The sequence below is a fragment of the Kitasatospora sp. NPDC058184 genome, assembly GCF_042883725.1.
GTDB lineage: Bacteria > Actinomycetota > Actinomycetes > Streptomycetales > Streptomycetaceae > Kitasatospora.
In genome coordinates, this window is the sequence record NZ_JBHVVE010000002.1 from 47,781 (window position 1) to 74,780 (window position 27,000).

General features: G+C 73.1%; 23 protein-coding genes. 4 read left to right on the forward strand and 19 right to left on the reverse strand.

Annotated elements, in window-relative coordinates; translation table 11 throughout:
* Positions 1-111 precede the first annotated feature (111 nt).
* Both ACFVXH_RS03480 and ACFVXH_RS03485 read right to left on the reverse strand, forming a co-directional pair.
* On the reverse strand, positions 112-1,884 hold the full coding sequence (locus ACFVXH_RS03480; RefSeq protein ID WP_387819938.1) for an ABC transporter ATP-binding protein: 1,773 nt from the start codon (positions 1,882-1,884) through the stop codon (positions 112-114).
* A gap of 43 nt (positions 1,885-1,927) precedes the next feature.
* Positions 1,928-3,703, reverse strand: a complete 1,776-nt coding sequence (locus ACFVXH_RS03485) for an ABC transporter transmembrane domain-containing protein (RefSeq protein WP_387819940.1) — start codon at positions 3,701-3,703, stop codon at positions 1,928-1,930.
* A 600-nt stretch (positions 3,704-4,303) separates the two neighbouring features.
* On the opposite strand from ACFVXH_RS03485, the gene ACFVXH_RS03490 reads away from it, so the two are divergent.
* Positions 4,304-5,170, forward strand: a complete 867-nt coding sequence (locus ACFVXH_RS03490; protein ID WP_387819941.1) for an aldo/keto reductase — start codon at positions 4,304-4,306, stop codon at positions 5,168-5,170.
* Between the two features lie 193 nt (positions 5,171-5,363).
* On the opposite strand, the gene ACFVXH_RS03495 is transcribed toward ACFVXH_RS03490, so the two are convergent.
* A complete protein-coding gene (locus tag ACFVXH_RS03495; RefSeq protein ID WP_053111942.1) occupies positions 5,364-6,188 on the reverse strand; it encodes a MarR family winged helix-turn-helix transcriptional regulator in 825 nt (274 codons plus the stop codon).
* Between the two features lie 445 nt (positions 6,189-6,633).
* Here ACFVXH_RS03495 and fabG point away from each other — a divergent pair, with 445 nt between their 5' ends.
* Positions 6,634-7,401, forward strand: a complete 768-nt coding sequence (gene fabG, locus ACFVXH_RS03500; RefSeq protein ID WP_387819943.1) for a 3-oxoacyl-ACP reductase FabG — start codon at positions 6,634-6,636, stop codon at positions 7,399-7,401.
* Between the two features lie 231 nt (positions 7,402-7,632).
* Positions 7,633-8,442 (forward strand): phosphatase PAP2 family protein, encoded by an 810-nt coding sequence (locus tag ACFVXH_RS03505; protein WP_380777726.1) that lies wholly within the window; start codon positions 7,633-7,635, stop codon positions 8,440-8,442.
* Positions 8,443-8,485: 43 nt separating this feature from the next.
* Here the strand turns inward: ACFVXH_RS03505 and ACFVXH_RS03510 are convergent, their stop codons facing one another.
* Positions 8,486-8,749: an I78 family peptidase inhibitor gene (locus ACFVXH_RS03510; protein ID WP_387819946.1), complete on the reverse strand. Its 264-nt coding sequence runs from the start codon at positions 8,747-8,749 to the stop codon at positions 8,486-8,488.
* A 75-nt stretch (positions 8,750-8,824) separates the two neighbouring features.
* Here ACFVXH_RS03510 and ACFVXH_RS03515 point away from each other — a divergent pair, with 75 nt between their 5' ends.
* The gene (locus ACFVXH_RS03515; RefSeq protein ID WP_049649490.1) at positions 8,825-9,097 is read left to right on the forward strand and encodes a DUF6343 family protein; all 273 of its coding nucleotides are present in this window, start codon (positions 8,825-8,827) and stop codon (positions 9,095-9,097) included.
* A gap of 110 nt (positions 9,098-9,207) precedes the next feature.
* On the opposite strand, the gene ACFVXH_RS03520 is transcribed toward ACFVXH_RS03515, so the two are convergent.
* From ACFVXH_RS03520 to ACFVXH_RS03590, 15 genes are all read right to left on the reverse strand, one after another.
* Positions 9,208-10,608: an aspartate aminotransferase family protein gene (locus ACFVXH_RS03520; protein ID WP_387819948.1), complete on the reverse strand. Its 1,401-nt coding sequence runs from the start codon at positions 10,606-10,608 to the stop codon at positions 9,208-9,210.
* Positions 10,598-12,508, reverse strand: coding sequence for a 1-deoxy-D-xylulose-5-phosphate synthase (dxs, locus tag ACFVXH_RS03525; RefSeq protein ID WP_387819950.1), 1,911 nt, complete (start codon positions 12,506-12,508; stop codon positions 10,598-10,600). Before dxs ends, ACFVXH_RS03520 begins: the two co-directional genes overlap by 11 nt.
* Before the next feature lie 138 nt (positions 12,509-12,646).
* The gene (hpnH, locus tag ACFVXH_RS03530; protein ID WP_049649487.1) at positions 12,647-13,675 is read right to left on the reverse strand and encodes an adenosyl-hopene transferase HpnH; all 1,029 of its coding nucleotides are present in this window, start codon (positions 13,673-13,675) and stop codon (positions 12,647-12,649) included.
* Positions 13,676-13,677: 2 nt separating this feature from the next.
* Entirely contained in the window at positions 13,678-14,358 is a 681-nt protein-coding gene (locus tag ACFVXH_RS03535) for a hypothetical protein (protein WP_074004365.1), read from the reverse strand.
* Entirely contained in the window at positions 14,355-16,379 is a 2,025-nt protein-coding gene (gene shc / locus ACFVXH_RS03540; protein ID WP_049659813.1) for a squalene--hopene cyclase, read from the reverse strand. Before shc ends, ACFVXH_RS03535 begins: the two co-directional genes overlap by 4 nt.
* A gap of 64 nt (positions 16,380-16,443) precedes the next feature.
* On the reverse strand, positions 16,444-17,532 hold the full coding sequence (locus tag ACFVXH_RS03545; protein ID WP_063780402.1) for a polyprenyl synthetase family protein: 1,089 nt from the start codon (positions 17,530-17,532) through the stop codon (positions 16,444-16,446).
* A gap of 209 nt (positions 17,533-17,741) precedes the next feature.
* Entirely contained in the window at positions 17,742-19,175 is a 1,434-nt protein-coding gene (gene hpnE, locus ACFVXH_RS03550; protein ID WP_387819953.1) for a hydroxysqualene dehydroxylase HpnE, read from the reverse strand.
* A gap of 127 nt (positions 19,176-19,302) precedes the next feature.
* Entirely contained in the window at positions 19,303-20,160 is an 858-nt protein-coding gene (gene hpnD / locus ACFVXH_RS03555; protein WP_387820564.1) for a presqualene diphosphate synthase HpnD, read from the reverse strand.
* Between the two features lie 41 nt (positions 20,161-20,201).
* On the reverse strand, positions 20,202-21,167 hold the full coding sequence (gene hpnC, locus ACFVXH_RS03560; protein ID WP_387819955.1) for a squalene synthase HpnC: 966 nt from the start codon (positions 21,165-21,167) through the stop codon (positions 20,202-20,204).
* A 272-nt stretch (positions 21,168-21,439) separates the two neighbouring features.
* A complete protein-coding gene (locus tag ACFVXH_RS03565) occupies positions 21,440-22,249 on the reverse strand; it encodes an ABC transporter ATP-binding protein (RefSeq protein ID WP_234348229.1) in 810 nt (269 codons plus the stop codon).
* A complete protein-coding gene (locus ACFVXH_RS03570) occupies positions 22,242-23,183 on the reverse strand; it encodes an ABC transporter permease (protein WP_049649806.1) in 942 nt (313 codons plus the stop codon). The genes ACFVXH_RS03565 and ACFVXH_RS03570 overlap by 8 nt, the downstream gene beginning before the upstream one ends.
* Before the next feature lie 155 nt (positions 23,184-23,338).
* On the reverse strand, positions 23,339-24,238 hold the full coding sequence (locus ACFVXH_RS03575; RefSeq protein ID WP_049649807.1) for a glycosyltransferase family 2 protein: 900 nt from the start codon (positions 24,236-24,238) through the stop codon (positions 23,339-23,341).
* Positions 24,235-24,972, reverse strand: coding sequence for a CDP-alcohol phosphatidyltransferase family protein (locus tag ACFVXH_RS03580; protein WP_049649827.1), 738 nt, complete (start codon positions 24,970-24,972; stop codon positions 24,235-24,237). Before ACFVXH_RS03580 ends, ACFVXH_RS03575 begins: the two co-directional genes overlap by 4 nt.
* Before the next feature lie 91 nt (positions 24,973-25,063).
* The gene (locus ACFVXH_RS03585) at positions 25,064-26,125 is read right to left on the reverse strand and encodes an iron-containing alcohol dehydrogenase family protein (protein WP_049649808.1); all 1,062 of its coding nucleotides are present in this window, start codon (positions 26,123-26,125) and stop codon (positions 25,064-25,066) included.
* Positions 26,113-26,868, reverse strand: a complete 756-nt coding sequence (locus ACFVXH_RS03590) for a sugar phosphate nucleotidyltransferase (RefSeq protein WP_049649809.1) — start codon at positions 26,866-26,868, stop codon at positions 26,113-26,115. The genes ACFVXH_RS03585 and ACFVXH_RS03590 overlap by 13 nt, the downstream gene beginning before the upstream one ends.
* Positions 26,869-27,000: the final 132 nt, after the last annotated feature.

The window sequence follows — 27,000 nt, forward strand, 5'->3', positions numbered from 1 at the left end:
CCCTCCGGGCCAGGGAGTAACCCGTACGGGGCAATCCGGCCCCGTACGGGTTTGAAGCCCCCTCCTACCGGGACGGCCCGCTCCCCGCTCGTCCCGCCCCGGGCCGCCGCACTACCGCTCGTCCCGCCAGGACCGCCAGAGCGCCGCGTACGGACCGCCCGCCGCGACCAGGTCCGGGTGGCTGCCGTACTCGCTGATCCGCCCGCCCTCGACCACCGCGATCACGTCCGCGTCGTGCGCGGTGTGCAGCCGGTGGGCGATGGCGATGACCGTCCGGCCCTCCAGCACCCTGGAGAGCGAGCGTTCCAGGTGCCGGGCGGCCCGCGGGTCCAGCAGGGAGGTGGCCTCGTCCAGCACCAGGGTGTGCGGATCGGCCAGCACCAGCCGGGCCAGCGCCAGCTGCTGGGCCTGCGGCGGGGTCAGCGAGGTGCCGCCGGAGCCGACCTCGGTGTCCAGGCCCTCCGACAGGGCGTCCACCCAGGCCCCGGCCTCCACCGCGTCCAGCGCGGCCCGCAGCTCGGTGTCGTCCGCGTCGGGAGCGGCCAGCCGCAGGTTGTCCCGCAGGGTGCCGACGAAGACGTGGTGCTCCTGGTTCACCAGGGCGACCTGCGCGCGCACCCGCTCGGCCGGCATCCGCGCCAGCGCCGCACCGCCGAGGGTCACGCTGCCGCGGCCGGGGGCGTAGATCCCCGCCAGCAGCCGGCCGAGCGTGGACTTGCCCGCGCCCGACGGCCCGACCAGCGCGACCCGGCTGCCCGGGGCGACGTCCAGGCTGATGCCGTGCAGGACGTCGGCGCCCTCCCGGTAGCCGAACCGGACGTCCTTCGCCTCGACCCGACGGCCGTCCGGCCGGGCGGACTCGTCCCCCTCGTGCTCCGGCACCTCGCGCACGCCGACCAGCCGGGCCAACGAGGCCTGGCCGATCTGGAGCTCGTCGTACCAGCGCAGGATCAGGTCCACCGGGCCGGTCAGCATCTGCGCGTAGAGCACGCCGGTGGTCAGCTGGCCCACGGTGATCCAGCCCCGGAGGGTGAACAGCCCGCCGAGCACCAGGGTGGCGAGCACCGCCGAGGTGTAGACCGCGTCGATGGTCGGGAACCAGACCGAGCGCAGCCACAGGGTGTACCGCTCCCAGGCCAGCCACTCGCGCAGCTTGCGGTCGGTCAGCCGGACCCGTTGGTCGCCCAGCCGCAGGGCCTCGACCGTCCGCCCGGCGTCGACCGTCTCGGCCAGCACGTTGCTCACCGCCGCGTACCCGGCCGACTCGCTGCGGTAGGACTGCGGCGCGCGCCGGAAGTACCAGCGGGAGCTGACCAGCAGCAGCGGCAGGCCGACCAGCGAGGTCAGTGCGAGCAGCGGCGACGTGATCAGCAGCGCACCGAGCACCAGGAGCAACGACACCACGGCGACGGCGAGTTCGGGCACCGCCTCGCGCACCGATTTGTCCAGCCGGTCGATGTCGGTGGTGCCCCGGGAGACCAGGTCCCCGGTGCCGGCCCGCTCCAGCACCCCGGTCGGCAGGGCCACCGAGCGGACCAGGAAGTCCTCGCGCAGGTCGGCCAGCACCTTCTCGCCGAGCACCGCGCCGCGCATCCGCGACCAGCCGGTGAACGCCGCCTGCGCCACCAGGGCCAGCAGGTACCAGGCGACCGCCACCGTGATGGTGGACCCGGCCGTCCCGGTGGCCAGCGACTCGACCAGGCGGCCGAGCACCCAGGGCCCGACCAGCCCGGCCAGCGTGGCCGTCGAGTGCAGTGTCACCACCGCGGAGAACCCGCGGCGGTGCCGCCGCGCGAGCAGCAGCAAGTACCCGCGCACAGCGGCCGGGGAGCCGACCGGCAGGGTGGTGGCCGGCCCCTGCTCCTCCTGGACGGGGGGCTTCATGACGTACTCCTCGCGTGCGTGGCAGGGAAGTTGACGATGGTCCTCATACGGCCCCACCCACCGGGCGGGCCGCTTCCTCGTCGCGGGTGACCACGGCCCGGTAGGCCGGCTCGGTCCGCATCAGCTCACGGTGCCGCCCGGCCGCGACGACCCGGCCCTCCTGCAGCAGCACCACCCGGTCCGCCTGGTCGAGCAGCAGCGGGCTGGTCGCGAACACCACGGTGGTGCGGCCGGCTCGGGTGTCCCGCAGCCCGGAGGCGATCCGCGACTCGGTGTGCGCGTCCACCGCGCTGGTGGGCTCGTCCAGCACCAGCACCGGAGGGTCCGCCAGCAGGGCGCGGGCCAGCGCGAGCCGCTGGCGCTGCCCGCCGGAGAGCGAGCGTCCGCGCTCGGTGATCCGGGCGCGCATCGGGTCTCCCCCGCACTCCGGCGAGCCCTCCACCAGGGCCTCCAGCACGTCGTCGGACCGGGCCGCCGCGAGGGCCTCGGCCGCCGGGACCCGCCCCGAGGACGGGATGTCGAACAGCTCGGCCAGCGTGCCGGAGAGCAGCACCGGCTCCTTGTCGTGGACCAGCACCGCCGCCCTGGCCTCGGCCAACGGCACCGCGTCCAGCTCCGTGCCGCCGAGCCGCGCCGAGGCCTCTGCCCGTTCGCCCTCGGCCAACGGGACGTGGCCGCCGAGCCGCTCGGCCAGCGCCCCGGCGTAGTCCGGGTCCCCGCAGACCACCGCGGTCAGCTCGCCGGCCCGCGCCGTCAGCCCGCTCGCCGGGTCGTGCAGGTCGGCCTTGTCCGGCCTGGCCAGCGCGGCCTCGGCCGTACCGGTGGTCCGGTCCAGCGAGAGCACCCGGACGGCCCTGCCGGCGGAGACCCGGGCCACGCTCCAGGCGTGCGCCGCCTCACCGAGGATGCGCAGCGGAGCGGCCAGGAAGGCCGTCGCGCCGTACACCGCGATCAGGGTGCCGACGGCGAGCTCGCCGGAGGCCACCAGCCGGGCGCCGTACCAGGTGACGCCGACCACGAACAGGCCGGGCAGCAGCACCTGTTGGGCCTGCATCAGCGACCAGATCCGGGACGACCGGACGGCCGCCGCCCGGACCTTCTGGGAGGCGGCCCGGTACCGCTCCAGGAACAGCTCCTCGCCGCCGATGCCACGCAGCACCCGCAGCCCCGCGACGGTGTCGGCCGCCAGCTCGGTGGCCTTGCCGCCGAGGGCGCGCTGCTGTTCGTAGCGCCGCTCGAACGGCCCGATCAGCGGCCAGACGGAGGCCGCCAGCACCGGGACGCCGAGCAGCACCCCGGCCCCGAGCACCGGATCGACCGTCAGGACCACCACGCTGACGGCCAGCCAGACGATCACCGCGGACCGGACCCGGGCGACCAGCTCGACGTACCAGCCGATCCGCTCGACGTCCCCGCTGCCGACCGCGACGACCTCGCCGGTGGCGATCCGGCGGGACAGCCCGGCCCCGAGGTGCGAGGCCTGCCGGGCCACCAACTGCCGTACATGGGTGGCCGCGTGGATCCAGTTCCAGACCGCCTGGCGGTGCAACAGCACGGTGCCGACCGAGGCGCCCGCGCCCAGCAGCAGCAGGAGCCCGGCGGCCCGCCAGATCCCGCCGGCATCGCCGTCCACGGCGGCCTGCACGCCGAGCCCGAGCGGTATCGGCAGGGCGGCCTGGCCCCCCATCTCGACCAGCGCCCAGAGGGTGGCGAGCAGCTGCCCGCGCCGCTGGCCGCGCTGCAGCCAGCGCAGGAAGGCCAGGGGTGAGGAGAGGTCGGGACGGCCGGGATCGGCCAACGGCAGGGGGGTGAGCAGCATGACACTCCGATACGAGCGGTGCGCGGGTGCGGGGCACGGGCGCACAGGGGTGCGGGGGAGCCAGGAAGCAAGGGGAGCCGGGAAGCAGGGGGAACAGGGCGCACGGAACGCCTCAGCACCGTGCGCACAGCACGCACGGCGGCCGAACGGCAGGCGGCCCGGGCCGGCGGGCGGAGGATGCGCGGCGCTGCGGCACGGCGCCCGGCGCGACATCGACGCTGCGTCCGGAGCGGACACCGGACGGACATGGAATGGGCACGAAGGGCCCGGAAGTCAGGAGGTCATGGCCGCGAGCCTGCCAACCTCGATGTGATCCGCGCAACAGGTTTTTCCTCCGCCGACCGCGCGCGCCACGCCCCGCCCGCCACGTGCCGGGCCCGCACTCCCCCTGTGCGCCCCCGCGGGTTCCCGGCAGGCTTCCCGCGAGCCCCCCGCACGTCCCCCACCAGGGCGGTTCCGCCCCGTCACCGGCCGGCCGCCGCCCAGGCCAAACCCCCGCAAAGCTTCACCCAAGATTCGCCCGTTCGGCGGGAACAATCACACCGGGACACCAGTTGCCCCCACTGGAACAGCAGGACAATCAGGAGGGCACCTCTTCCCGTGAGCAGCATCCCCACCGTCACCCTCAACGACGGCGCGCAGATCCCGCAGCTCGGCTTCGGCGTGTGGCAGGTCCCGGACGCCGAGGCCACCCCCGCCGTCCGCGCCGCGATCGAGGCGGGCTACCGCTCCATCGACACCGCGGCCATCTACGAGAACGAGGCCGGCACCGGCGCGGCGATCACCGAGGCGCTGGCGGGCGGCGTGGCCCGCGAGGACCTCTACGTCACCACCAAGCTGTGGAACTCGGGCACCCGCGACTGGTCCGGCGAGCAGGGCCGCGACGCGGTGCTGCGCGAGTTCGACGCCTCGCTGGCCAAGCTCGGCCTCGACCAGCTCGACCTGTACCTGATCCACTGGCCGCGCCCGATGCACGGCGACAGCTACCTGAACATCTGGAAGGCCTTCGAGCAGCTGAAGGCGGACGGCAAGGTCAAGTCGATCGGCGTCTCCAACTTCGGCACCGAGCAGCTGACGCGCCTGCTGGACGAGGCCTCCGTCGCCCCGGCCCTGAACCAGGTCGAGCTGCACCCGTACTTCCCGCAGACGGAGCTGCGCGCGTTCCACACCGAGCACGGCATCGCCACCGAGGCGTGGAGCCCGCTGGGCCAGGGCAAGGAGCTGCTCGCCGAGCCCGCACTGGTGAAGATCGCCGAGAAGCACGGCCGCACGGTCGCCCAGGTGGTGCTGCGCTGGCACCTCCAGAGCGGTGTGATCGCCATCCCGAAGTCGGTCACCCCGTCCCGGATCCGGGAGAACCTGGACGTCGCCGGCTTCGAGCTGGACGCCGAGGACCTCGCGGCGATCGCCGCCGTGGCCACCGGCAAGCGGATCGGCCCGGACCCGCAGGAGTTCGACTGGAACTGACGCGCCCGGGGTCCCGGCTCCCGGGCCCCCGAACCGTCTGAGCACCCGACCGGCTGACCACCGGTCGCACGAAGACCGCCCGCACCTCTACAGGAGCGGGCGGCCTTCGGTGTGCCCCGATGCGCCAAAGCCCATGGCCATGGACCCTCAGCGTTTTGGCGAATCGTTTTGGCTACGGTGGCGAACTTTTGACCTACAGCCTGCCCGCCTTGGCGATGAGCGCGAGCGCGGCCTCGTGCTCACCCTCCTCCAGCGGTGCCAGCAGCAACCGCTGGACCTCGGCCACCCCAGCGGCCGAGCGGTGCAGCAGGTCCTGTCCCGCCGGTGAGAGCGAGAGCAGGTTGCGCCGTCCGTCCGAGGGGTCGCGCCGACGCTGCACCAGACCGCGGCGCACCAGCCGGCTGACCATCTCGGCCATCGTGGCCTTGTCCAGCGAGGCCAGCTCGCCGACCGTGCGCTGGTCGGCGCCCGGTTCCAGCTCCAACGCGTCCAGCACCGCGTACTGCGGAGCCGTCAGCTCGGCGCCCACGTGCTCCGACCAGAGCTTGGTGTGCACCTGCTGGCTCACCCTGATCAGGTAGCCGATCGCCCGCTGGGCGTCCAGTATCGGCCGCGCGTCGGTGATGACGGCGACCGCCGCGGGCTCCAGCCTGGCTATCTTGGCCATCACCCGGACGATCTCGACCTGTTCCTCCGCCGTGAGCGGTTCGAACAGGACGCGCTGAACGCGGACCACACCACCGGTGGCCTCGCGCACCGCCTGGGCGCCGCCCTGCGAGAGGGCCAGCAGCTTGCGCCGGCCGTCGGCCGGGTCGCGCCTGCGCAGCACCAGGCCACGACGGACCAGCCGCGCGACCATCTCGGCCATCGTGGCCTTGTCGAGCGAGGCCCGCTCGCCGACCGTCCGCTGGTCCGCACCCGGTTCCAGGGCCAGGACCAGCAGCACGGCGAACTGCGGAGCCGTGAGATCGGCTCCGACGTGTTCGGACCACAAGCGGGTGTGGACCTGCTGTGCCACGCGAATCAGGTGTCCTGGCGACTGCTGCAGTCGCGTAGACACGCGGGTTGTCGGGATCTCCCCCAGCACCATGTATCCGTCCCGATGTCACACCCGGTGTGTGTGGGACACCCGGGTGGGGCAGTAACGGCGAGTGGGCGTCCAGCTATGAGGGAGGGCGCTCCAGCCGTGCAGCCGGTGGCTGCTGGCGGACACTATACAAACGGCGGGCCCTTGCTGGCAGGCAGGGGCGGATAGTAGACGCAGGTTCGGCAACATTGGCATATTTACTCGCTGCGAACAGCTTGCAGTAACCCGTTCTCAGCAGAAAGCCGACCGGTCGGTCCTTACCCACCGTCACCTGCGTCTCTCCACCCTGGCCACTCCCCCTACCCGCCGGTAGGGTGTGGCCACCCTCTCCGGGGGCTCTCCCCGGGAGGCACTCCCGAGAGAGACGAGAGCGAGCATGACCGAGCAGAGCACCGCCCCCCGGGTCGCCGTCGTGACCGGCGCCGCCCGCGGCCTGGGCGCCGCCACCGCCGTCCGGCTGGCCGCCGACGGCTTCGCGGTCGCCGTCCTGGACCTGGACGAAGCGGCCGGCCAGGAGACCGTCGACCGGATCACCGCCGCCGGCGGCAGGGCGCTCGCCGTCGGCGCCGACGTCTCGGACGCCGAGCAGGTCCAGGCCGCCGTCGACCGGGTGGCCGCCGAGCTCGGCGCCCCCGTCGTCCTGGTGAACAACGCGGGTGTGCTCCGCGACAACCTGCTCTTCAAGATGTCCGAGTCCGACTGGGACACGGTCATCAACGTTCACCTCCGCGGCGCCTTCCTGATGACCCGCGCGGTGCAGAAGCACATGGTCGACGCCGGTTTCGGCCGCATCGTCAACCTGTCCTCGTCCTCGGCCCAGGGCAACCGCGGCCAGGCCAACTACTCGGCCGCCAAGGCCGGTCTCCAGGGCTTCACCAAGACTTTGGCCATCGAGCTGGGCAAGTTCGGCATCACGGCCAACGCGGTCGCCCCGGGCTTCATCGCCACGGACATGACAGCAGCCACCGCGGCCCGGGTCGGCATGGACTTCGAAGACTTCAAGCGGGCCGCAGCCTCTCAGATCCCGGTCCAGCGGGTCGGTCAGCCCGAGGACGTCGCCCACACCATCGCGTTCCTCGCGAGCGAGGGCGCCGGCTTCGTCTCCGGCCAGGTGATCTACGTCGCGGGCGGCCCCCTCGACTGAGCACGGAACCTACACAGGGTTACCACGGAGTGGGAAGCCGGGCGCACCGGCCTCCCACTCCGTTTGCTTTACCGGGGCTTTTGCAGAACCATTCGACGACCACACTGGCTTTCGATCCTGAAATAGCGGAAATCACCCCTCGGACCACCCCTGGTCGGCCCAATTGTCGATTTCCCGGGAAAATGACAATTACCACCGGAATAGCCCTGTCCGGATGGGTAAGGTCACCCCGTGCAATCCAGAAGTACCCCCGTTCCCCTTCCGCGCCAGGGGCCGGAGCGCCGCACCGCCGAGACCGGCCGCCTGGACCGTCCCACCACCCCCGCGCGCCACCTCGCCCCGCTCGGCCCCGACCCCGGCGAGCCCGGCTGGCCGCCGATGAGCCGACGGCAGGCCGCCCTCCTCGCCGTCACCCTGGCCGGCTACCTGCTGGTACTGGCCGGTGTCCTGCTCAACACCGCGCTGGTCGACCTCGACTGGTCGGTCCGGCTGCTGCGCCCCTACGAGCGGTGGCCCCGACTGGAGCCGCTGCTCGACACCTGGGTGGTCGCCGGGCAGCGCGGGCCGTCGGCGATCGCCGCCTTCGTCTGGCTCGGCTGGCGGGCCCACCGCCTCGGCCGACTGCGCCCGCTGCTGGTCATGGGCATCGCGCTGTTGTTGCTCAACGTCACCGTCGGCGCGGTCAAGATCGTCACCGGCCGGCTCGGCCCGCACTACGCGCAGTACGTCGGCTCGCCCGAGCTCTTCTCCGGCGGCACCATCTTCCCCTCCGGCCACACCGCCAACGCGGTGGTCACCTGGGGCGTGCTCGCCTACCTCGCCGTCCGCTGGCGGCGGACCGGTGCGGTGATCGCCGCCGCCACCGCCTGCTCGATCGGTCTGACCACGGTCTACCTGGGCACCCACTGGGTCACCGACGTCCTGGCCGGCTGGGCCGCCGGACTGCTCGTCCTGCTCTCGCTGCCGCTGCTGGAACCCCTGGTCGCCGCCGCCGAACAGCGGCTCCACCGGCGCTTCGGCCGCCGGCACCTGCTCTGCTGAACCCGGGCCCGCCCGAACCAGGTCCGACGGGTCACCCGCGGTCCTACCCCTCCCAACTGCGCTCGACCACACCGTTGCGCACCGCGAGGTTGAGCCGCCCCTGCCGGTACTCCATGGTCATCAGGTCCCCCGGCTCCAGCACCCGGACCGACGCCCAGCCGTGCCGCCGGGCCAACTCCCGGGCCCGCTCGATCCGCAGCCCCGCGTACCCCTCGCCGTCCTGGCCCGCCGCCCCCGAACCGGAGCCCGAACCCGAACCCGAACCCGCCGCACCGGACCCCGCCCCCACCGCGTCCGAACCCGACATCGCGCCTCCCCCGGCTCGCTCCTCGGACGTACGCTGGAATCGTAGCCCGACCCACGCGGTCCGGAGGTGAACGGCATGCGCACCACCACCCCGCGCCGGTGGCGCAGCGGCACCGAGCCGGCCACCGCCCGCAGCGACCTCAAGCTCCGCTACCTGCTCTCGCTCACCTTCACCCCCTTGTTCGCGCTGGCCACGGCGGGGTTCGCCGTCTGGGCGGCCGTCTCGCCCGCCTACGGTGCGCCCAGCCGGGGCACCCTCACCGGCTTCGCCGTGGCCTGCGGCCTGCTCACCCTGTTCGCCGTCGTCGATCTCGTGGTTGTCATCCGGCGCCGCCGGACCGAGCTCTGACGCGGTGTCTCCCACGGAGTGGGAAGTCGACCCGGCCGACTTCCCACTCCGTGCCGTCGACTTCCCACACCGTGCCACCCACGATCCCGACCCCGGCGGCCCCGGCAGCCTCAGCGCCCGCCGACCGCCTGCTTCACCAGCGTCCGCCCGAAGTCCCACATCAGCCCGCTCCCCCGGTGGGCCTCGTCCATGATCTCGGTGAAGGCGTCCACGAACCGGTCCACGTCACGCTCGGTGATGATCAGCGGGGGGATCAGCTTGATCACTTCCAGGTGGTCCCCCGACACCTGGGTCAGGATGCGGTGCCGCTGCAGCAGCGGCACGACCACCATCTGCGCGAACAGCCCCTTGCGCGCCGCCTGGAGCGCGGTCCAACCGGTGCGCAGCTTCAGCGACTTGGGCCGGCCGAACTCGATCCCGATCATCAGCCCGCGCCCGCGCACCTCGGCGAGCAGCTCGTACTGGTCGACCAGCGCGGTCAGCCGTCCACGGAAGTAGTCGCCCGCCTTGCGGGCGTTCTCCACCACCTGCTCGTCGCCCATCACCTCCAGGGTCGCCAGCCCGGCCGCCATGGCCTGGGCGTTGGACCCGAAGCTGGCCGAGTGCACCAGCACCCGGTCCATCGAGGAGTACACCTTCTCGAAGATCCAGCCCTTGCCGAGCGTCGCCCCGACCGGCACGTACCCGCCGGACAGCGCCTTGGCGGCGCAGACCAGGTCCGGCAGCACGCCGTCCTCGTGCTGGTAGGCGAAGAACTCGCCGGTGCGGCCGATGCCGGTCTGCACCTCGTCGCAGATCAGCAGCGCCCGGTGCTCGTGGAGCAGCGCCTGGGCGGCCCGCAGCCAGCCGGGCGGCGGCGCCTGGACGCCCTTGCCCTGGATCGGCTCGACGATCAGCCCCGCGACGTCGCCGCGCTTCAACTCCTTGGCCAGCGCGCCGAGATCGCCGAGCGGGACGGCGGTGTCCGGCAGCAGCGGGTCGAAGCCCTTGCGGAAGCCGCTCTCCCCGTTGACGGAGAGCGAGCCGGTGGTCAGCCCGTGGAAGGCGTGGTCGGCGTACAGGATCCGCTTCCGTCCGGTGGCGTACCGGGCGAACTTGAGCGCCGTCTCCACCGCTTCGGTGCCGCTGTTGCCGAAGAACACCCGGTCCAGTCCGGGCGCGTACGACAGCAGCCGCTCGGCCAGCAGCCCGGGCAGCGGTGAGCAGTCGAAGCGGACCAGGTCCGGCAGGTCGAGGTCCATCACCTGCTGGACCGCCGAGCGCACCACCGGGTGGTGGCGGCCGAGTGCGAAGATGCCGAAGCCGGCCAGCATGTCGAGGTACTCGTTGCCCTCGGCGTCGTAGAAGTACTGGCCCCGGGCGCGCTCGTAGTACCTGTCGAAGCCGATGGTGCGCAGCATCCGCGGCAGCTGCGGGTTGAGGTAGCGGCCGTGCAACTCGTAGCGCTCGCCGCCGCGTTCGGCGATCAGCGCGGCGAGGTCGAAGGCGGGGCGGTCTGGTTCAGCCGGCATGGCGCGGGTTCGCTCCTCGGGTCGGTAGCAGGTTCTTGGCGAAGACGGCGGTCTGGGCGGCGACCCCGGTCCCGGTCAGCCCCGCCTCCTCCAGGATCTCCCCGCGCGAGGCGTGGCCGAGGAACTCCTGGGGCAGGCCGAGCACCCGCACCGGCACGTCCACGTCGGCGTCGCGCAGCGCCTGGGCGACGGCCGAACCGACGCCTCCGGTACGGCCGTTGTCCTCGACGGTGACCACCAGCCGGTGGGCGGCGGCGAGTTCGGGCAGCACCGGGTCGACCGGCTTGACCCAGCGCGGGTCGACCACGGTCGCGGTGAAGCCCTCGGCGAGCAGCAGCCGGGCCGCGTCCAGGCAGGCGGAGGCGGTGGTGCCGACGGCGACCAGCAGGATCTCGGGCGCCCGCCCGGTGCGCAGCAGCACGTCCACCCCGCCGGTCCGCTCGACGGCCGGCACCGCGGGCCCGACGTTCCCCTTCGGGAAGCGGACGACGGTCGGGGCGTCGCCGACCTCGACGGCCTCGCGCAGCTGGGCGCGCAGCTGTTCCGCGTCGCGCGGCGCGGCGAGCCGCAGGCCGGGGACGACCTGGAGGATCGACATGTCCCACATGCCGTTGTGCGAGGCGCCGTCCGGCCCGGTCACCCCGGAGCGGTCGAGCACGAAGGTGACGCCCAGCCGGTGCAGGGCGACGTCCATCAGCACCTGGTCGAAGGCCCGGTTGAGGAAGGTCGCGTAGACCGCGACCACCGGGTGCAGTCCGCCGGTGGCCAGCCCCGCCGCGCTGGTGACGGCGTGCTGCTCGGCGATCCCGACGTCGAAGGTCCGCTCCGGGTAGGCCTTGGCGAACGGGGCCAGGCCCACCGGCTGGAGCATGGCCGCGGTGATCGCCACGAGGTCCGGCCGCTCGGCTCCGAGGGTGAGCAGCTCGTCCCCGAACACCGAGGTCCAGGAGACGCCTCCGCTGGGCGAGATCGGCAGGCAGGTGTACGGGTCGATCGGGTTGACGGCGTGGAAGCGGTCGGCCTCGTCCTGCTCGGCCGGCCGGTAGCCGCGGCCCTTGACGGTCAGGCAGTGCACGATGACCGGTCCGCCGAAGTTGCGGGCCTGGCGCAGCGCCTGTTCGACCGCGCCCAGGTCGTGGCCGTCGATCGGCCCGAGGTACTTGAGGCCGAGGTCCTCGAACATGCCCTGCGGGGCGAAGGCGTCCTTGAACCCCTTCTTGGCGCCGTGCAGCGCGTCGAAGATCGGCTGGCCGACCAGCGGGGTGCGCTGCAGGGCCTCCTTGCCCAGGGCGAGGAAGCGCTCGTAGCCTTGGGTCGTGCGCAGGGTGGCCAGGTGGTTGGCGAGGCCGCCGATGGTCCTGGCGTAGGAGCGCTCGTTGTCGTTGACGACGATGACCAGCGGCCGGTCGCGCGCCTCGGCGATGTTGTTGAGCGCCTCCCAGGCGAGGCCGCCGGTGAGGGCGCCGTCGCCGATCACCGCGACGGTGTGCCGGTCGTGCTGGCCGAGCAGTCGGGCCGCCTTGGCCAGGCCGTCGGCGTAGGAGAGCGCGGTGGAGGCGTGCGAGTTCTCGACCAGGTCGTGCTCGGACTCGCCCCGCGCGGGGTACCCGGAGAGTCCGCCGCGCATCCGCAGCCGGCTGAAGTCCTGGCGGCCGGTGAGCAGTTTGTGGACGTAGCTCTGGTGGCCGGTGTCGAAGACGATCCGGTCGTACGGCGAGTCGAAGACCCGGTGCAGCGCGATGGTCAGCTCCACCACGCCGAGGTTGGGCCCGAGGTGGCCGCCGGTGCGGGTGACGGCCTCGATCAGGAAGTCGCGGATCTCGTCGGCGAGCATGGGCAGTTCGACGGCCGGGAGCTTGCGCAGCTCGGCCGGGGACGTGACGCGGGAGAGCAGTGACATGGGTTCACCTCACGACTCGGAGCGGTGCGGTGGTGCCTCCACCCGGCCCGGGCGCGGGCCGGCCTGGCTGCGAGGGCGGAGCCGGCCCCGGGCGCGGGGCCCGGAGCCGGGGCGCCGACCCGGAGGCCGGCTCCCCGCTCAGCGGCCCTTGTTGCCGTTGACGGTCTCGGTGATGGCGCGCAGCGACTGCTGCAGCGAGCCCATCGTCGCGAGGACGGCGGTCGGCTCGTAGCCGCAGTGGGCCATGCAGTTCTCGCAGCGCGGGTCCTTGCCGCGGCCGTACTTGCTCCAGTCGGTCTTCTCGACCAGCTCGCGGTAGGTCGGCACGTAGCCGTCGGCCATCAGGTAGCAGGGCCGCTGCCAGCCGAACAGCGAGTAGTTGGGGATGCCCCAGGGGGTGCACTCGAAGTCGGCCTTGCCCTCCAGGAAGTCCAGGAAGAGCGGGCTGTGGTTGAGGCGCCAGCGCTTGCGGTTGCCGTCGGCGAAGGCCGCGCGGAAGAGCGCCCTGGTCTGCTCGACGCCGAGGAAGTGCTCCTGGTCGGGGGCCTTCTCGTAGGCGTAGGCGGGCGAGATCATCATCTCGTCCACCTTGAGCTCGTCGTTGAGGTAGTCCAGCACCTCGATGACGGTCTGCGGGGTGTCGGTGTTGAAGAAGGTGCTGTTGGTGGTGACCCGGAAGCCGCGCCGCTTGGCCTCCTTGATCGCGGCCACGGCCTCGTCGAAGGTGCCCTCCTTGGCCACCGACTCGTCGTGCCGCTCGCGCATGCCGTCGATGTGCACCGCGAAGGTGAAGTACGGCGAGGGCGTGAACTTGTCCATCTTCTTGCGCATCAGCAGCGCGTTGGTGCAGAGGAACACGTACTTGCGGCGCTCGACCAGCTGCCGGACGATCTCGTCGATCTGCGGGTGCATCAGCGGCTCGCCGCCGGCGATCGAGACCATCGGGGCACCCGACTCCAGGACCGCGCCGACCGCCTGGGCGACGGGCATCCGCTGCTTCAGGACGCCCGCCGGGTGCTGGATCTTGCCGCAGCCCTCACAGGCGAGGTTGCAGGCGAAGAGCGGTTCCAGCTCCACGATCAGCGGGAACTTGTCCCGGCGCTTGAGCAGCTTCTGCTGCATGAGGTAGGTGCCGACCCGCACGGTCTGGCGCAACGGCATGGCCATGGCTAGCTCGCCTCCTGGGGGAGCGTCGAGGATGTGGGGTGGTTCAGGTCTACGGAGCCGGGCGCGCGCTCCTGCCGGTACCAGTCGACGAGGGCGGGTACCGTCGCCCGCAGGGTCCGCCAGGCGCGCACCCCGGCCGGGAGGGTGCCGGGCCGCAGCAGCTCGTGCTCGGGCGTGTCCACCACCACCCGCAGGACGGCCGCCGGCAGCACGGGCCGGACCTCGCGCAACGCGGCCAGGACGGCGGCGGCCTCCATGTCGACAGCGAGCGCGCCCTGGAGGTGCAGCGCCCGCCGTTCGATGCCGCGCACCACGTGGTCGGCGGTGTGGTGCACGCCGGTGTGCACGGTCAGGCCGCGCTCCTTCAGCGCCCGGGTCAGCTCCGCGCCGGAGTCGAGCGGGTACAGGTGGCCCTCGGCGTCGCGCACGCCGTCGGCGGCGACCACGTCGCCGGGCAGGACGCCCGGGCCGAGCGCGGCGCCGAAGCCGGCCACCACCACGGCGCCGTAGCCGCTGGGCGCGGAGCCGAGCAGGCGCCGGACGGCCAGCCCGGCGCGGCGCCGGCCGACCCCGGTGCGCACCAGCACCGGGGACCCCCCGGTCGCACCGCGCCAGTCGCCGCCGCGCAGGGCCCAGACCTCGGGGCCCAGGGCGCAGAGCACCAGCAGGGGCGCGGTGGTCACCGCGCCGTCCCGATCGCCGGGGTTCCGTCGGCCCGGATCGTGCCCGGGGCGCCGTTGAGGTAGCGGCCGAGCGCGGTGACCGGGAAGACCAGCCGGTACAGGTGGTAGTTGATGGAGAAGTCCCACGGGAAGCCGGTGCCGGTGAACTGCGGCTCGTCCCAGGTGCCCTCGGGCAGCTGGGTGCGCACCAGCCACTCCGCGCCGCGCTCCACCGCCGGGTTGGCCCGGTCCTTGGGCCCCTCGCCGGCCGCGAGCAGCGCCATCAGCGCCCACGCGGTCTGCGAGGCGGTGGAGTCGCCGCGCCCGGCCCAGCGCGCCGGGTCGTCGTAGGAGCGCATGTCCTCGCCCCAGCCGCCGTCGGCGTTCTGCCGGTCCTCCAGCCAGCGCACCGCCCGGCGGATCGCCGGGTGCTCGTCGGGGACGCCGGCCGCCACCAGGGCGGGAAGCACCGAGCCGGTGCCGTAGATGTAGTTGGTGCCCCAGCGGCCGAACCAGGAGCCGTCCGCCTCCTGGTTGCGCAGCAGCCACTCGATGCCGCGCCTGGTCCGGGGGTCGCGGGAGCGGCCGGTCTCGGCGAGCATCTCCACCACGTGCGCGGTGACGTCGGCGGACGGCGGGTCGACCACCTCGCCGAAGTCGCAGAACGGCAGCTTGTTGGGCAGCGTGCTGGTGTTGTCCACGTCGAAGGCGCCCCAGGCGCCGTTCTTGGACTGCATGCCGAGGTTCCAGAGCACGCCCCGGTCCACCGCGCCGTCGACCTTGGCCGGGTCGGGGTGGGCGACCCGGCGCAGCGCGAGCACCACCTCGGCGGTGTCGTCGATGTCGGGGTAGGTGTCGTTCTCGAACTCGAAGGCCCAGCCGCCGGGGGCGAGCCCGGGCCGCTTCACGGTCCAGTCGCCGGGCTTGCGGATCTCCTCGCCGAGCATCCAGTCGACGGCGGAGACCAGCGCCGGGTGGTCGGCCGGCACCCCGGCGTCGACCAGGGCGATGGTGGCCAGGCAGGTGTCCCAGACCGGGGACTGGCAGGCCTCCAGCCAGCGCTTGCCGTCCTCGGTGTGCACGGTGAAGCGGTCGAAGGAGGAGAGTCCGGCCTTCATCACCGGGTGCTCCAGCTCGTAGCCCTCCAGGTGCAGGGCGATCAGCGAGTAGACGGCGGGGGGCTGGATGCCGCCCCAGCAGCCGTCGGCCTCCTGGCGTTCGACGATCCAGCGGCAGGCCTGCGAGAGGGCCAGTCGGCGCAGCGGGCGGAAGGCCCGGCGGTGGTAGGCGTGCAGCGCCTTGTCGAGGCGTTCGAACAGGCCGTCCCAGGTGGTGGCGGGGGCGAGCGGCCGGTGGGGGTACGGGTCGTTCGGGTCGGTGTGCAGCTCGGTGAGCGGGAAGGGCGCCGGACGGACCGGGCGGTGGGAGGAGACGACCGTCAGCGGGACGATGGTCTGGCGGGCCCAGCAGCCGAAGGCGTAGATGTTCAGCGGCAGCCACCTGGGCAGGAAGATGATCTCGGGCGGCATCTCGGGCAGCCGTTCCCAGGGCCACCAGCCGAACAGGGCGAGCCAGATCCGGGTGAACACCCGGGCGGCCGCGATGCCCCCGGCGGAGCGGACGTAGCGCGCGGCGGCCAGCATGTGCGGGGCTTCCGGGTCGTCCCCGGCAAGTTTGAGGGCGACGTACGCCTCGACGGTGGTGGACAGCTCGGGCGGCCCGCCGTGGAAGGTGGACCAGGTGCCGTCCTCGCGCTGCTGGGACCGGATCCATTCGGCGGTGGCGCGGGTCTGCTCCTCGGTGCGGATTCCCAGGAACTGGCGGAGCAGTAAGTCCTCGGCGTCCATGGTGACGTTGGTCTCCAGGTCGCCCTTCCACCAGCCCTCGGACGACTGCAGGGAGAGCAGGTGGGTGGTGGCGCGGGCCAGGGCCTCCCGCGCGTCGGCCGGTCCGTGGTCCGTCTCACCGGCCGGCCGCGGCTGGTCGGTGTCCTCGGGCTGCCACCGCCCCGTGCCCAGCAGGGCCGGGGGGCGGTCGCCCACCGCGACCGGCTCGGAATCGTACTCAGGGTCGAGCCGGCCGTCCGCGGTTGCTGTCAACGTAACGTCACCTCTCTCGTACCACCACGAATTCGGCGAGTGCGACGAAGTGCTCCCGCACCTCGTCGGTCATGGGCACCTCGTCCAGGGCGGCGAGGGCAGTCGTGTGCTGGCGGCGGGCCTCCTCCCGGGTCCAGGCGCGGCCGCCGGCGTCCTCGATCAGCGCGGCGCGGGCGGCGAGCTCGGGCTCGCTCTCCTCCCCGCGTCCCTTCGGGTCGGCCAGCTCTTCGGCGAGCCGGCGCGAGGCCGCTCCGCCCTCGGCCAGGGCGGCGGCGACCGGAAGGGACTTCTTGCGCTGGCGCAGGTCCCCCCAGTGCGGCTTGCCGGTGACCTCGGTGGCGCCCCAGATGCCGAGCAGGTCGTCCACCGCCTGGAAGGCGAGGCCCAGGTGGTGGCCGTAGCGCTGGAGCGAGTCGGAGACCTTGTCGTCGGCGCCGGCCAGGACCGCGCCGATCGCCGAGGCGGCGGCCAGCAGTGCCGCCGTCTTGCCGCCCTCCATCTCCAGGCACTCGGCGACCGTGACGCTGTCGCGCTGTTCGAAGGCGACGTCCATGGCCTGGCCGTCGATCAGCCGGCGGGTCGCCGTGGTGAGCAGCCGGACGGCGCGCGCGGCGTCGGTGGCGCTCGCCCCGCCGGTCACGGCGGCGTCGAGCAGCACCTCGGTGCCGAGCGTCGCCAGGGCGTCGCCGACCAGGATCGCCTGGGCCGGCCCGAAGACCGTCCAGGCGGTGGCCCGGTGCCGTCGGGTCTCGTCACCGTCCATCAGATCATCATGGAGGAGGGAGAAGTTGTGCACCAGTTCAACCGCGACCCCACCGGGCACGCCGACCTCGGCCGCCGCGCCGGTGGCCCGGGCGGACAGCAGCGCCAGCGCCGGGCGCACGGCCTTGCCGCCGTCCCCCGTCACCGGGGTGCCGTCCCGGTCGATCCAGCCGAAGTGGTAGGCGGCGACGGTGTCCATGGGTGCGGCCAGTCGGGCGACGGCGGCCCGTAGCGGCGGGGTGCAGAGCGTACGGCTGCGGGCGAGCAGCTCCGGCACCGAGACCGGTTCGGCGTGCGCCGTGCCTCCGACGGCGTAGCCGGTGCGTGACTCCACGTGCGTTCCCTCTTCCTCGTGGTGCCGGGCCGCACGGGGCGGCCGGGCGCTGTCGGTGCGGCTGGTGTCGAATCGAGTGCCGGTGCCGGTGGTTCCAGCGGTGCCGGTGATGCCGGTACGGCCGGCCGGGCCGCTCCCGGTGGATGCGCCGGTGCGCTCGACGGTACGCCCGTCGGCTCTGGCGGGCTCTCCGGCGGCGGGGCCCGCCGTCACCTGGGCCACCTCCCGTCGCCGCGGTCCACCGGCGTCCGGGCGCCGGCCGCGGCGAGCGCGGCGTCGGCCGCGGCGTGGCCGCTGCGCACGGCACCCTCCATGGTCGCGGGCCAGCCGGTGGCCGTCCACGAGCCGGCCAGCAGCAGGCCGGGGACCTCGGTGCGGGCCGAGGGGCGCAGTGCCCCGTTGCCCGGCGCCGGGTCGAAGGTCGCGGTGCGCTCCCGGGTGACGAAGAAGTCCAGCACCTCGGCCTGGGCCGCGGCCGGCAGCAGCCGGCCCAGCTCGGGCAGGTAGCGGCCGCGCAGCTCGGCCACCGGCAGGTCGATCTCGTCCTGCGCGGCGGACTGCGACAGCGCCAGGTACTGGGCGCCCGGGTGGGCCCGGCCCGTCGGGGTGGCGGCCAGGCCGGAGTGCGCGGTGCGGTCGAAGACCCACTGCACCGGGGAGCCGAGCGCGGCGAAGAACGGCCGGCGCAGCACCTTGCGGTCGTAGACCACGTGCACGTTGAGGATCGGCGCGGTGCCGAAGCCGGCCAGCCGCTCCTGCCCGGGGACCGCGTTCGGCGGCAGCAGCGCGGCCGCGCTGTCCTGAGCGCCGGCCAGCACCACGGTGTCGGCGGTGAGCAGCTCCCCGCCGTCCAACCGGACGGCGTGCTGCGGCGCGGCCGGCTTCAGCTCGGCCACCCGGGACCGCAGCAGCACCCGGACACCGGCCCGCTCCAGCTCGGTGAGCGCCCGGTCGTGGTGGATCACGCCGAGCGGGACGGCGGCGGTGCCGATGTCCGAGGCGCCCGGGTCGGAGAGCAGGCCGGTCTTGAACACCATCCCGGCGAGCGCCAGCGAGACCTGGTCGGCCCGGGCGTTCAGGGTGGCGACGCCGACCAGGTCCCACAGGGCGGCCTGGGTGGCGGCGTTCTGCCCGTTGCGGCGCAGCCAGTCGCCGAAGGAGACCTCGTCCAGGGCCGGGTCCGCGAGGTCCAGGCCCCGCAGGGCGAGCGCGCCGCGGACCACCCGGGCGCGGTCGGCCGGGGACAGGTGCGGGTAGCGGGCCAGGCTGCCGGCCAGGTGCAGCGGGACGGGCAGGCCGGCCCGGCGCAGTCGGCCCAGGGTGCGCACCGGGGCTGCCGGCGGCCCGGTAACGGAGAGCACCGGGATGTCGAGGCGGTCCTGGAGGTGGACCAGCCGGGAGGCACCGAGGCGCTCCAGCAGGCCGCGGTAGGCGGTGCAGCAGCGCAGGTAGACGTGCTGGCCGTTGTCGACGGTGAGCTCGCCGCGCTGGAAGGAGAAGGCCAGGCCGCCGAGCCGGGGCCGCCCCTCCGCGAGGGTGACCCGGTGACCCGCCTCGGCGAGGCGCAGCGCGGCGGTGATCCCGGCGAGGCCGCCGCCGACCACGACGGAGGCCGGGCGCGCGGCATCGGCTCGCCCGGTCATCGGCCCTCCCCCTCGCAGTCGGTGGACCGCCCGGGGGCGGTCCCTGAAGAAGATCCTCGTTTGTTCAACACGGAACTACCCGCACGTGATTCCCAGCTGACACAGCGTGACAGAACTGTTGCGAGAATCAAGAACGCCCCCCGGCGAGCCCGGAAAGCGCCACGTACGCCTTCTCCCAGCCCGGCAGCGAGACCCGGCCGCGCAGGACCGACTCCGGTTCGGCGGCGATCCGGCCGAGCAGCCGGTGGTAGATCCCGGCCATCGCGGCGGTGCAGGCGCGGCTGCGGCGGTCGAGCATCGGCAGCAGCCGCAGGCCCTCCTCGAAGGCGGCCTGGGCGCGGGCGGCCTCGAAGGCCACCAGGCCGGTGAAGTCCGCGCCGACCGGCGGCTCGGGCAGGGCGAAGCCCTGCTCGCAGCCGAACCGGACCAGGTCCTCGGCGGGCAGGTAGGTGCGGCCGGTCAGGGCGTCCTCGCGCAGGTCGCGCAGGATGTTGGTGAGCTGCAGCGCCAGGCCCAGGGTGTCCGCGTAGCGCGCCCCGAGCTCCGGGTCGTCGCAGCCGTAGACGCCCAGCGAGAGCCGGCCGATCGCGCCGGCCACGCAGCGGCAGTAGACCTTCAGCTCGTCGTACGTCTGGTACTCGGCGCCCTTGAGGTCCATCTCGACGCCGTCGATCAGCTCGTCGAAACCGCCGAGCGGGATCGGGAAGCGCCGGGCCGCGTCGGCCAGGGCGACCTTGATCGGGTCGGTGTCGTCCTCGGCGACCGCCCCGGAGCGGACCTCGTCCACCAGCTCCCGGGTGCGCACCAGCGCCTCGGCCTTGCGGTCGTCCGGGAGGTCGCCGTCGCCGATGTCGTCCACCCGGCGGGCCAGGGCGTACAGGGCCGACATGGCCAACCGCTTGGGTTCTGGCAGCAACCGGATGCCGTAGCTGAAGTTGCGCGCCTGCAGTCCGGTGACTGCCTCGCAGTACCGGTACGCCGCCATGACCTGGGCCGACGCCAGTGGTGATGCCGCCACGCGGGCGTTCACCTTCCCTTCGCGAAGATGGCCGCCGCCTTCGCTGCGAGGCGGCGCTTGTCCGGCTTCGCCTGCTGGGCGAGCACGTCGTACCCGGCGTCCTCGACGGCCGCCAGGGCCGCATAGCCGCCTGCGGTGAATCCCGCCAGGAGCAGTCGAAGCCTCCCCCGAACCGTACCTACCAATGGTGCGCCGCGGTCGAGCAGGGTGCGGGCCCGCTCGACCTCGAAGGCGATCAGCTCGCGCACCGCGCCGTCGGCGGAGGGCGCGGCCAGGTCGGCCTCGGTGACGCCGAAGCGGGCCAGGTCCTCCGCGGGCAGGTAGATCCGGCCGTGGGCCAGGTCCTCGGCCACGTCCTGGATGTGCTCGACCACCTGGAGGCCGCTGCAGACGGCGTCGGAGAGTTCGGTCCGCTCGGGGGTGGAGACGCCCGCGATGGCCAGCACGAGGCGGCCGACCGGGTCGGCGGAGAGGGTGCAGTAGCCGATCAGGTCGTCGAAGGTGGCGTAGCGGGAGGTGGTCTGGTCCACCCGGTTGGCCTCGATCAGACGGCGGAACGGTTCGGGGGTGAGGCCGTGCCGGTCGACCAGCGGGACGAGCGCGCTCATCAGCGGGTGGCGGGGGCGGTCCACGCCGGCCGCTCCGGAGCCGCCGGCGGTGCGCAGGGCCGTCTCGAAGACCCGGTCGAGGTCCTGCTCCAGTCCGTCGAGCAGGGCGAGCCGGAAGGCGGTCTCCTGCGGAGCCGGCGGGCCGGACTGGTCCGAAGGGGTGGCGGGGGGCGTCCGCTCGACCCCGAGCAGCCGGGCGGTGGCGGCCGGGTCGGCCAGGTCGCCGTCGCCGGCGTCGTCGACCAGGCGGGCGAAGCCGTACACCGCCATCAGGTCGTCGCGCCAGGCCGCGGGCAGGAAGAACGGGGCGACGGGGAAGTTCTCCGCGCCCGCCTTGTCCAGGGTCTGTCCTGCGGAACCGTTCACCGGCGTATCTCTGGGCTGGGCCGAAGCCGACACTGCTGTCACTCCCCCGTTCTACACCGCTTGGCACGACCGGTCCGACTCGGACACGCGTCCGAGCGCGGGCGTCACGCACGGCACACCGCCCCCGCGACCACCAGGCTGACACGCCCGGGCGCGCCGGAGAAGAGCGCCCCGCCGGGGCACCGGGCGCTCGCCTCCGCGCCGGGCGGCGGGAAAGGCGCGGGGCCGGCTCCGGAAGCTCCGGAACCGGCCCCGCGGGAGTGTGACGGGGACTACGGTCGCTCGCCGCGCTCGTAGCGGCTCACGACCTCCTCGGTGGGTCCGTCCATGACCAGCTCGCCGGCCTCGATCCATATGGTCCGCTCGCAGACCTCGCGGATCGAGTTGTTGTCGTGGCTGACCAGGAAGACCGTACCGGCGGACTTGCGCAGCTCGTCGATCCGCCGCTTGCTGCGCTGCTGGAAGGCCTGGTCGCCGGTGGCGAGGGCCTCGTCGATCAGCAGCACGTCGTGGGTCTTCGCGGCGGCGATCGAGAAGCGCAGCCGGGCGCCCATGCCGGAGGAGTAGGTGCGCATCGGCAGGGAGATGAAGTCGCCCTTGTCGTTGATGCCGGAGAACTCGACGATGTCCTGGTAGCGGGCCCTCACCTGGGCCGGGGTCATGCCCATGGCCAGGCAGCCGAGGACGACGTTGCGCTCACCGGTGAGCTCGTTCATCAGCGCGGCGTTGACGCCCAGCAGCGAGGGCTGGCCGTTGGTGTAGATGCCGCCCTTCTCGGTCGGCAGCAGGCCGGCGATGGCGGCCAGCATGGTCGACTTGCCGGAGCCGTTGGAGCCGATCAGGCCGATCGCCTCGCCCTTGTACGCGGTGAAGCTGATGCCCTTGACCGCGTGCACCTCGCGCACGCCGGAGGCGCGCTTGCGGCTGATGATGCGGCTCAGCGCCGAGGTGGCGCTGCCCTTGCCGGAGCCGGCGCCGTGCACCTTGTAGACGATGTGCACGTCGTCGACGACGACGGTGGGCTCGCGGGCGACGTCCGCGTCCGTGACGGTGTCGTTGTTGCTCAGGTCGATGTCAGCCACGGCCGTACTCCTCCTCGGCCTTCCAGAAGAAGACGTATCCGACGACGAACATGCCCACGCCCCAGGCCAGGCCGTACGCCCACTGGTGCGGCGGGAGGGTCTGGTGCACCGGCTGGTGCGGGTTGTAGATGACCGGCGCGAAGGCGTGCCGCAGCAGGTCCATGTAGATCGACGCCGGGTTGAGCGACATCAGCGTCTGGATGTAGTGCGGCCAGTGCGTGATCTTGTCCTGGATGCTGAACATCACACCGGAGAGGAACATCCAGGCGCGCATCACGAACGGGATCAGCTGGGAGATGTCGCTGGTCCGGGAGCCGAGCCGGGCCATCACCAGGGAGATGCCGGTGTTGAAGAGCGTCTGCAGGAGCAGCGCCGGGATGATCAGCAGCCAGGTCCGGCCCGGGGTGATGCCGGCGGCGAGCACGGTGACGACCAGGACGACCATCGAGATCAGCAGCTGCTGGAGCTGGATCACGGTGAAGGCGATCGGGAGGCTGGCCCGGGGGAAGTGCAGCGCCCGGATCAGCCCGAGGTTGTCGGAGATCGCCCGGGTGCCGGCCTGCACCGCGTTCTGGGTGAACTGGAAGACGAAGACGCCGATGCACAGCCAGGCGATGTAGGTGTTGTCCGGGAAGCCCTGCTTGCTCGCCAGGATCACGCCGAAGACCAGGTAGAACACCGCGCAGTTGAGCAGCGGGGTCACCACCTGCCACAGCTGGCCGAGCTTGGCGTTGGTGTACTGGGCCACCAGGCGGGCGGTGGCGAAGGCCCAGATGAAGTGGCGCCGGGCCCAGAGCTGCTTGGAGTAGGCGAACAGGCCGGGACGGGCGCCGCTCACCGCCAGACCGTACTTGTCCGCAAGCTGCTTGGGGGTCAGGCCCGCGTCCGCCCCCCTGGGGGCCGAGAGGCTGACGGGTTCACTCACTGTCGACACATTCGTCCTTCACGCGGGATCGGTCGGGGCGGCCGGTCGGCGGGGTCCGCCGGTCGTGCGCCGATGGGGATCCACTGGGATCTCGGGGGAGCCGGCCGGTGTGTGGGCACCGGCCGCAGCGATCGATCATCCGATGCGGATGCCATCAGATGTGATCAGATGATCGGAGGTCGGCCCAGCCTGGTCAGTCGCCAGACGGTACGCCACCGCATGGGCCGCCGCGCACCGCAGGGTTCGCGCCAGCCCGCCCGGAACCCGCCCCACCAGGCCTTCAGCGCCTCCGGGGAGGGGCGGCGGGCCAGGGTCAGCAGGAACCAGGTTCCCAGGTAGAGAGGCACCAACAGGGCCGGAAGGTTCCGCCTCGCGAGCCAGACCCGGTTGCGGGCCACGTTGTGGAAGTAGCTCGCGTGGCGGGCGGGCGAGGTCGTGGGGTGGTGCAGCACCACGTCCGCCCGGTAGTCGATGGCCCAGCCGGCGTCCAGCGCGCGCCACGCGAGGTCGGTCTCCTCGTGGGCGTAGAAGAACTCGGCGGGCAGCTGCCCGGCCTGCTCGAACACCTTGCAGCGCACCGCGCTCGCGCCGCCCAGGAAGGTCGTCACCCGGGACGAGCGCAGCGGGTCGCTGGCGCGCAGCCGGGGGACGTGCCGGCGCTGGGTGACACCGGTGTCCGGGTCGGCGATCCGGAAGGAGACGATGCCCAGCTCCGGGTCGGCGGTGAAGGCCTCGCGCAGCAGGCGGGCCGAGTCGGTGCGCGGCAGGTTGCCGTCGTCGTCCAGGAAGAGGACGGCGTCGACCTCCGCGCCGTCCCGGCCGAACAGCTCGATGCCGACGTTGCGCCCGCCCGGGATGCCCAGGTTCTCCGGCAGCTCGACGGTGCGCACGCCCTCCGGCAGCGGGGGCAGCTCCACGCCCTGGCCGACCACGGCCAGCTCGACCGCCGGGCCCTCCTGGGCGCGGACGGCCTCGATCAGGGCGTTGAGCTCGGCGGGCCGGTTGCCCATGGTGATGATCACGGCACCGAGGCGGAAGTCCTCCGCCGTGCCCGGCGCGCTCATCGCAGCCTGCTGGAGAGGACGATGCTCAGCAGGTGCAGCACGGTCTGGAGCATCGCGATCGCGGCCAGGACGACCACCGCGAGCCGGGTGAAGAGCAGTCCGCCGTGCACGGCGTCGGCGACGCCGGCGGCCAGGATGAGCAGCGAGGCCTCGACCGCGCCGACCAGGCGGTGGAACTTCAGGAAGGAGGCCGCCCGGCGGGCCTTGGCGACGGAGGCCGAACGCGGCACCGAGGCGCTGTCCTCGACGGCCGTCAGGCCGCTGCGGGCGCGGGCCACGTCCACCAGGTCGGTCTCGGACTTGATCAGGATCGCGCCGAGCGCGGCCAGGGTGCCGAGGAAGGCCCACTCCCAGTGCGACCCGGTGCCCTCGCGGTGCAGCAGGTCGGTGGCGCGCAGGCCGAGGCCGGTCAGCAGCGCCGCCTCGGACATGTAGTGGCCGACCCGGTCCAGGTAGACGCCGGTGAGCGAGGTCTGCCGGCGCCAGCGGGCCACCTCGCCGTCCACGCAGTCCAGCAGCAGGTAGACCTGGATCAGCAGGGCGCCCAGGACGGCGCCCGCGATGCCCGGCAGGACCAGCGCGGCACCGGCCAGGATGCCGGTGACCATCATCAGGTACGTCAGACCGTTGGGCGTGATCGCCGTCACGGTGGAGAGCACCCGGGTGATCCGCAGCGAGATCTTCCGCATGTACAGGCGACCGGCCCAGTGCTCGGCACTGCGGCGCTGGAGCATGCCCTCCGGGTGGATCACCGCGCGCAGTTCCTCGATCGAGGGCCGGCGGGTCAGGTCCACCGGGGGCCGTTCGGCGCCCGCGGTGGAGGGGTCAGCTGTTGACGGCTTGGACATAGTCGGCGTACGCGTCCCTGATTGCGGAAGGGGAGAGGTCGAGGTGTTCGAGGATGGTGAAGCGCCCCGGTCGGGTGTTCGGAGCGTAGTGCACCGCTTCGGTGAACTCCGCCTCGGTGAAGCCGATCTGAGCCGCGGTCACCGGCAGTCCGTGGCTCGCCAGGCGCTCCACGATCAGACCGGTCAGCTCGCGCTCGCCCCGCAGGAAGCTGGCGAAGGCGGCGCCGAGGCCGACCTGCTCGCCGTGCTGGGCGGACCGCTTGGGATACAGCACGTCCAGGGCATGCGAGATCTCGTGGCAGGCACCCGACGAGGGCCGGGTGCTACCCGCGATGTTCATCGCGATGCCGGACAGTACCAGGGCCTCGGCGAGCGCCGTCAGGAGGTCCTGGTCCTGGGTGCTCCCCGGGTGCCGCAGCAGGTTCTCGCCCGCCGAGCGGGCCATCGCCACGGCCAGACCGTCCACCGGCTCGCCGGTCACCGCGTGCGACAGCTCCCAGTCCGCGCACGCGGAGATGTTGGAGACGACGTCGCCCACACCGGCCGCCACGAAGCGCTGCGGGGCCTGTCGGATGACGTCCAGGTCGACCACGATGCCGATCGGGCTGGGCACCCCGTAGGAGCCGCGGCCGGCGTCGTTGTCCAGGGTGGAGACCGGCGAGCAGATGCCGTCGTGGGCCAGGTTGGTGGCGACCGCGACCAGCGGCAGGCCGACCCGGGCCGCGGCGTACTTGGCGGCGTCGATGATCTTGCCGCCGCCGAGGCCGACCATCGCGTCGTAGTGGCCGCCGCGCATCGCCTCGGCCAGCCGCACCGCGCTGTCCAGGCTGCCGTCGTCCACGTTGTACCAGTCGGCGCCGGGCAGGGCCGGCTCCAGGCGGCGGCGCATGGCCGAGCCGGAGCCGTTGCTGATCGCGACCGCGATCCGGCCCGAGGCCGACAGCCGCTGGTCCGCGAGGATGCCGCCGAGCGCGTCCAGCGCGCCCGGGCGGATCTCGACGAACAGCGGCGACGGGACCAGTCGGGTCAGTACCGGCACGCGATCTCCCGCGCCTTCGCCAGGTCGTCGTGGTTGTCGACCTCGACCCAGGAGACCTCGCCGATCGGCTGGACGTCGATCCGCAGGCCGCGGTTCACCATCTCCTGGTAGCCGTCCTCGTAGTACAGCTGCGGGTCGCGCTCGTAGGTGGCGCGCAGCGCGTCGGTCAGGTCGGCGGCGGCGGACGGGTTGATCACCGTGAGGCCGATGTACTCGCCGCTCGCCTCGGCCGGCTCCATCAGCTTGGTGATCCGGCGCATGCCGGTGGCCGGGTCGACGACGACCTTCATCTCCTCGTCGGCGAGCTTCTTCACCGTGTCGAGGGCGAGCAGGATGCCGGGGGCGGCGCCGGCGTCGGTCAGGCGCCGGTTGCCCTCCAGCATGGTGCGCTGGACGGAGGCCGGGTGGACGGTGTCGCCGTTGGCGAGCAGCAGGCCCTCGGCGAACAGGTCGCGGGCGCACCAGAGCGAGTAGGCGTTGTTCCACTCCTCGGCCTTGTCGTTCTCGACGAGGTGGAGCTTGACGCCGTACTTGCTCTCCAGGGCGTCCTTGCGGTCGTACACCGCCTCCTTGCGGTAGCCGACGACGATCGCGGCATCGCGCAGACCGACCTCGGCGAAGTTGCCGAGCGTGAGGTCCAGGACGGTCCGTTCCCCGTCGACCGGCACCAGCGCCTTGGGCAGGGTGTCGGTGTACGGGCGCAGCCGGCGGCCGGCGCCGGCTGCCAGAACGAGGCCGATCATGCGGGTCTCCTGATCCGTCGTGCTGTGCGCGGGGCCGTGCCGGGGGCGGCGGCGCCACCGGGACCCCCGGTCCGGTGTTCGACCGGGCCGGGCGGCGGCGCGCCGGTGCCGGCACAGATCCGGGCACCGTGT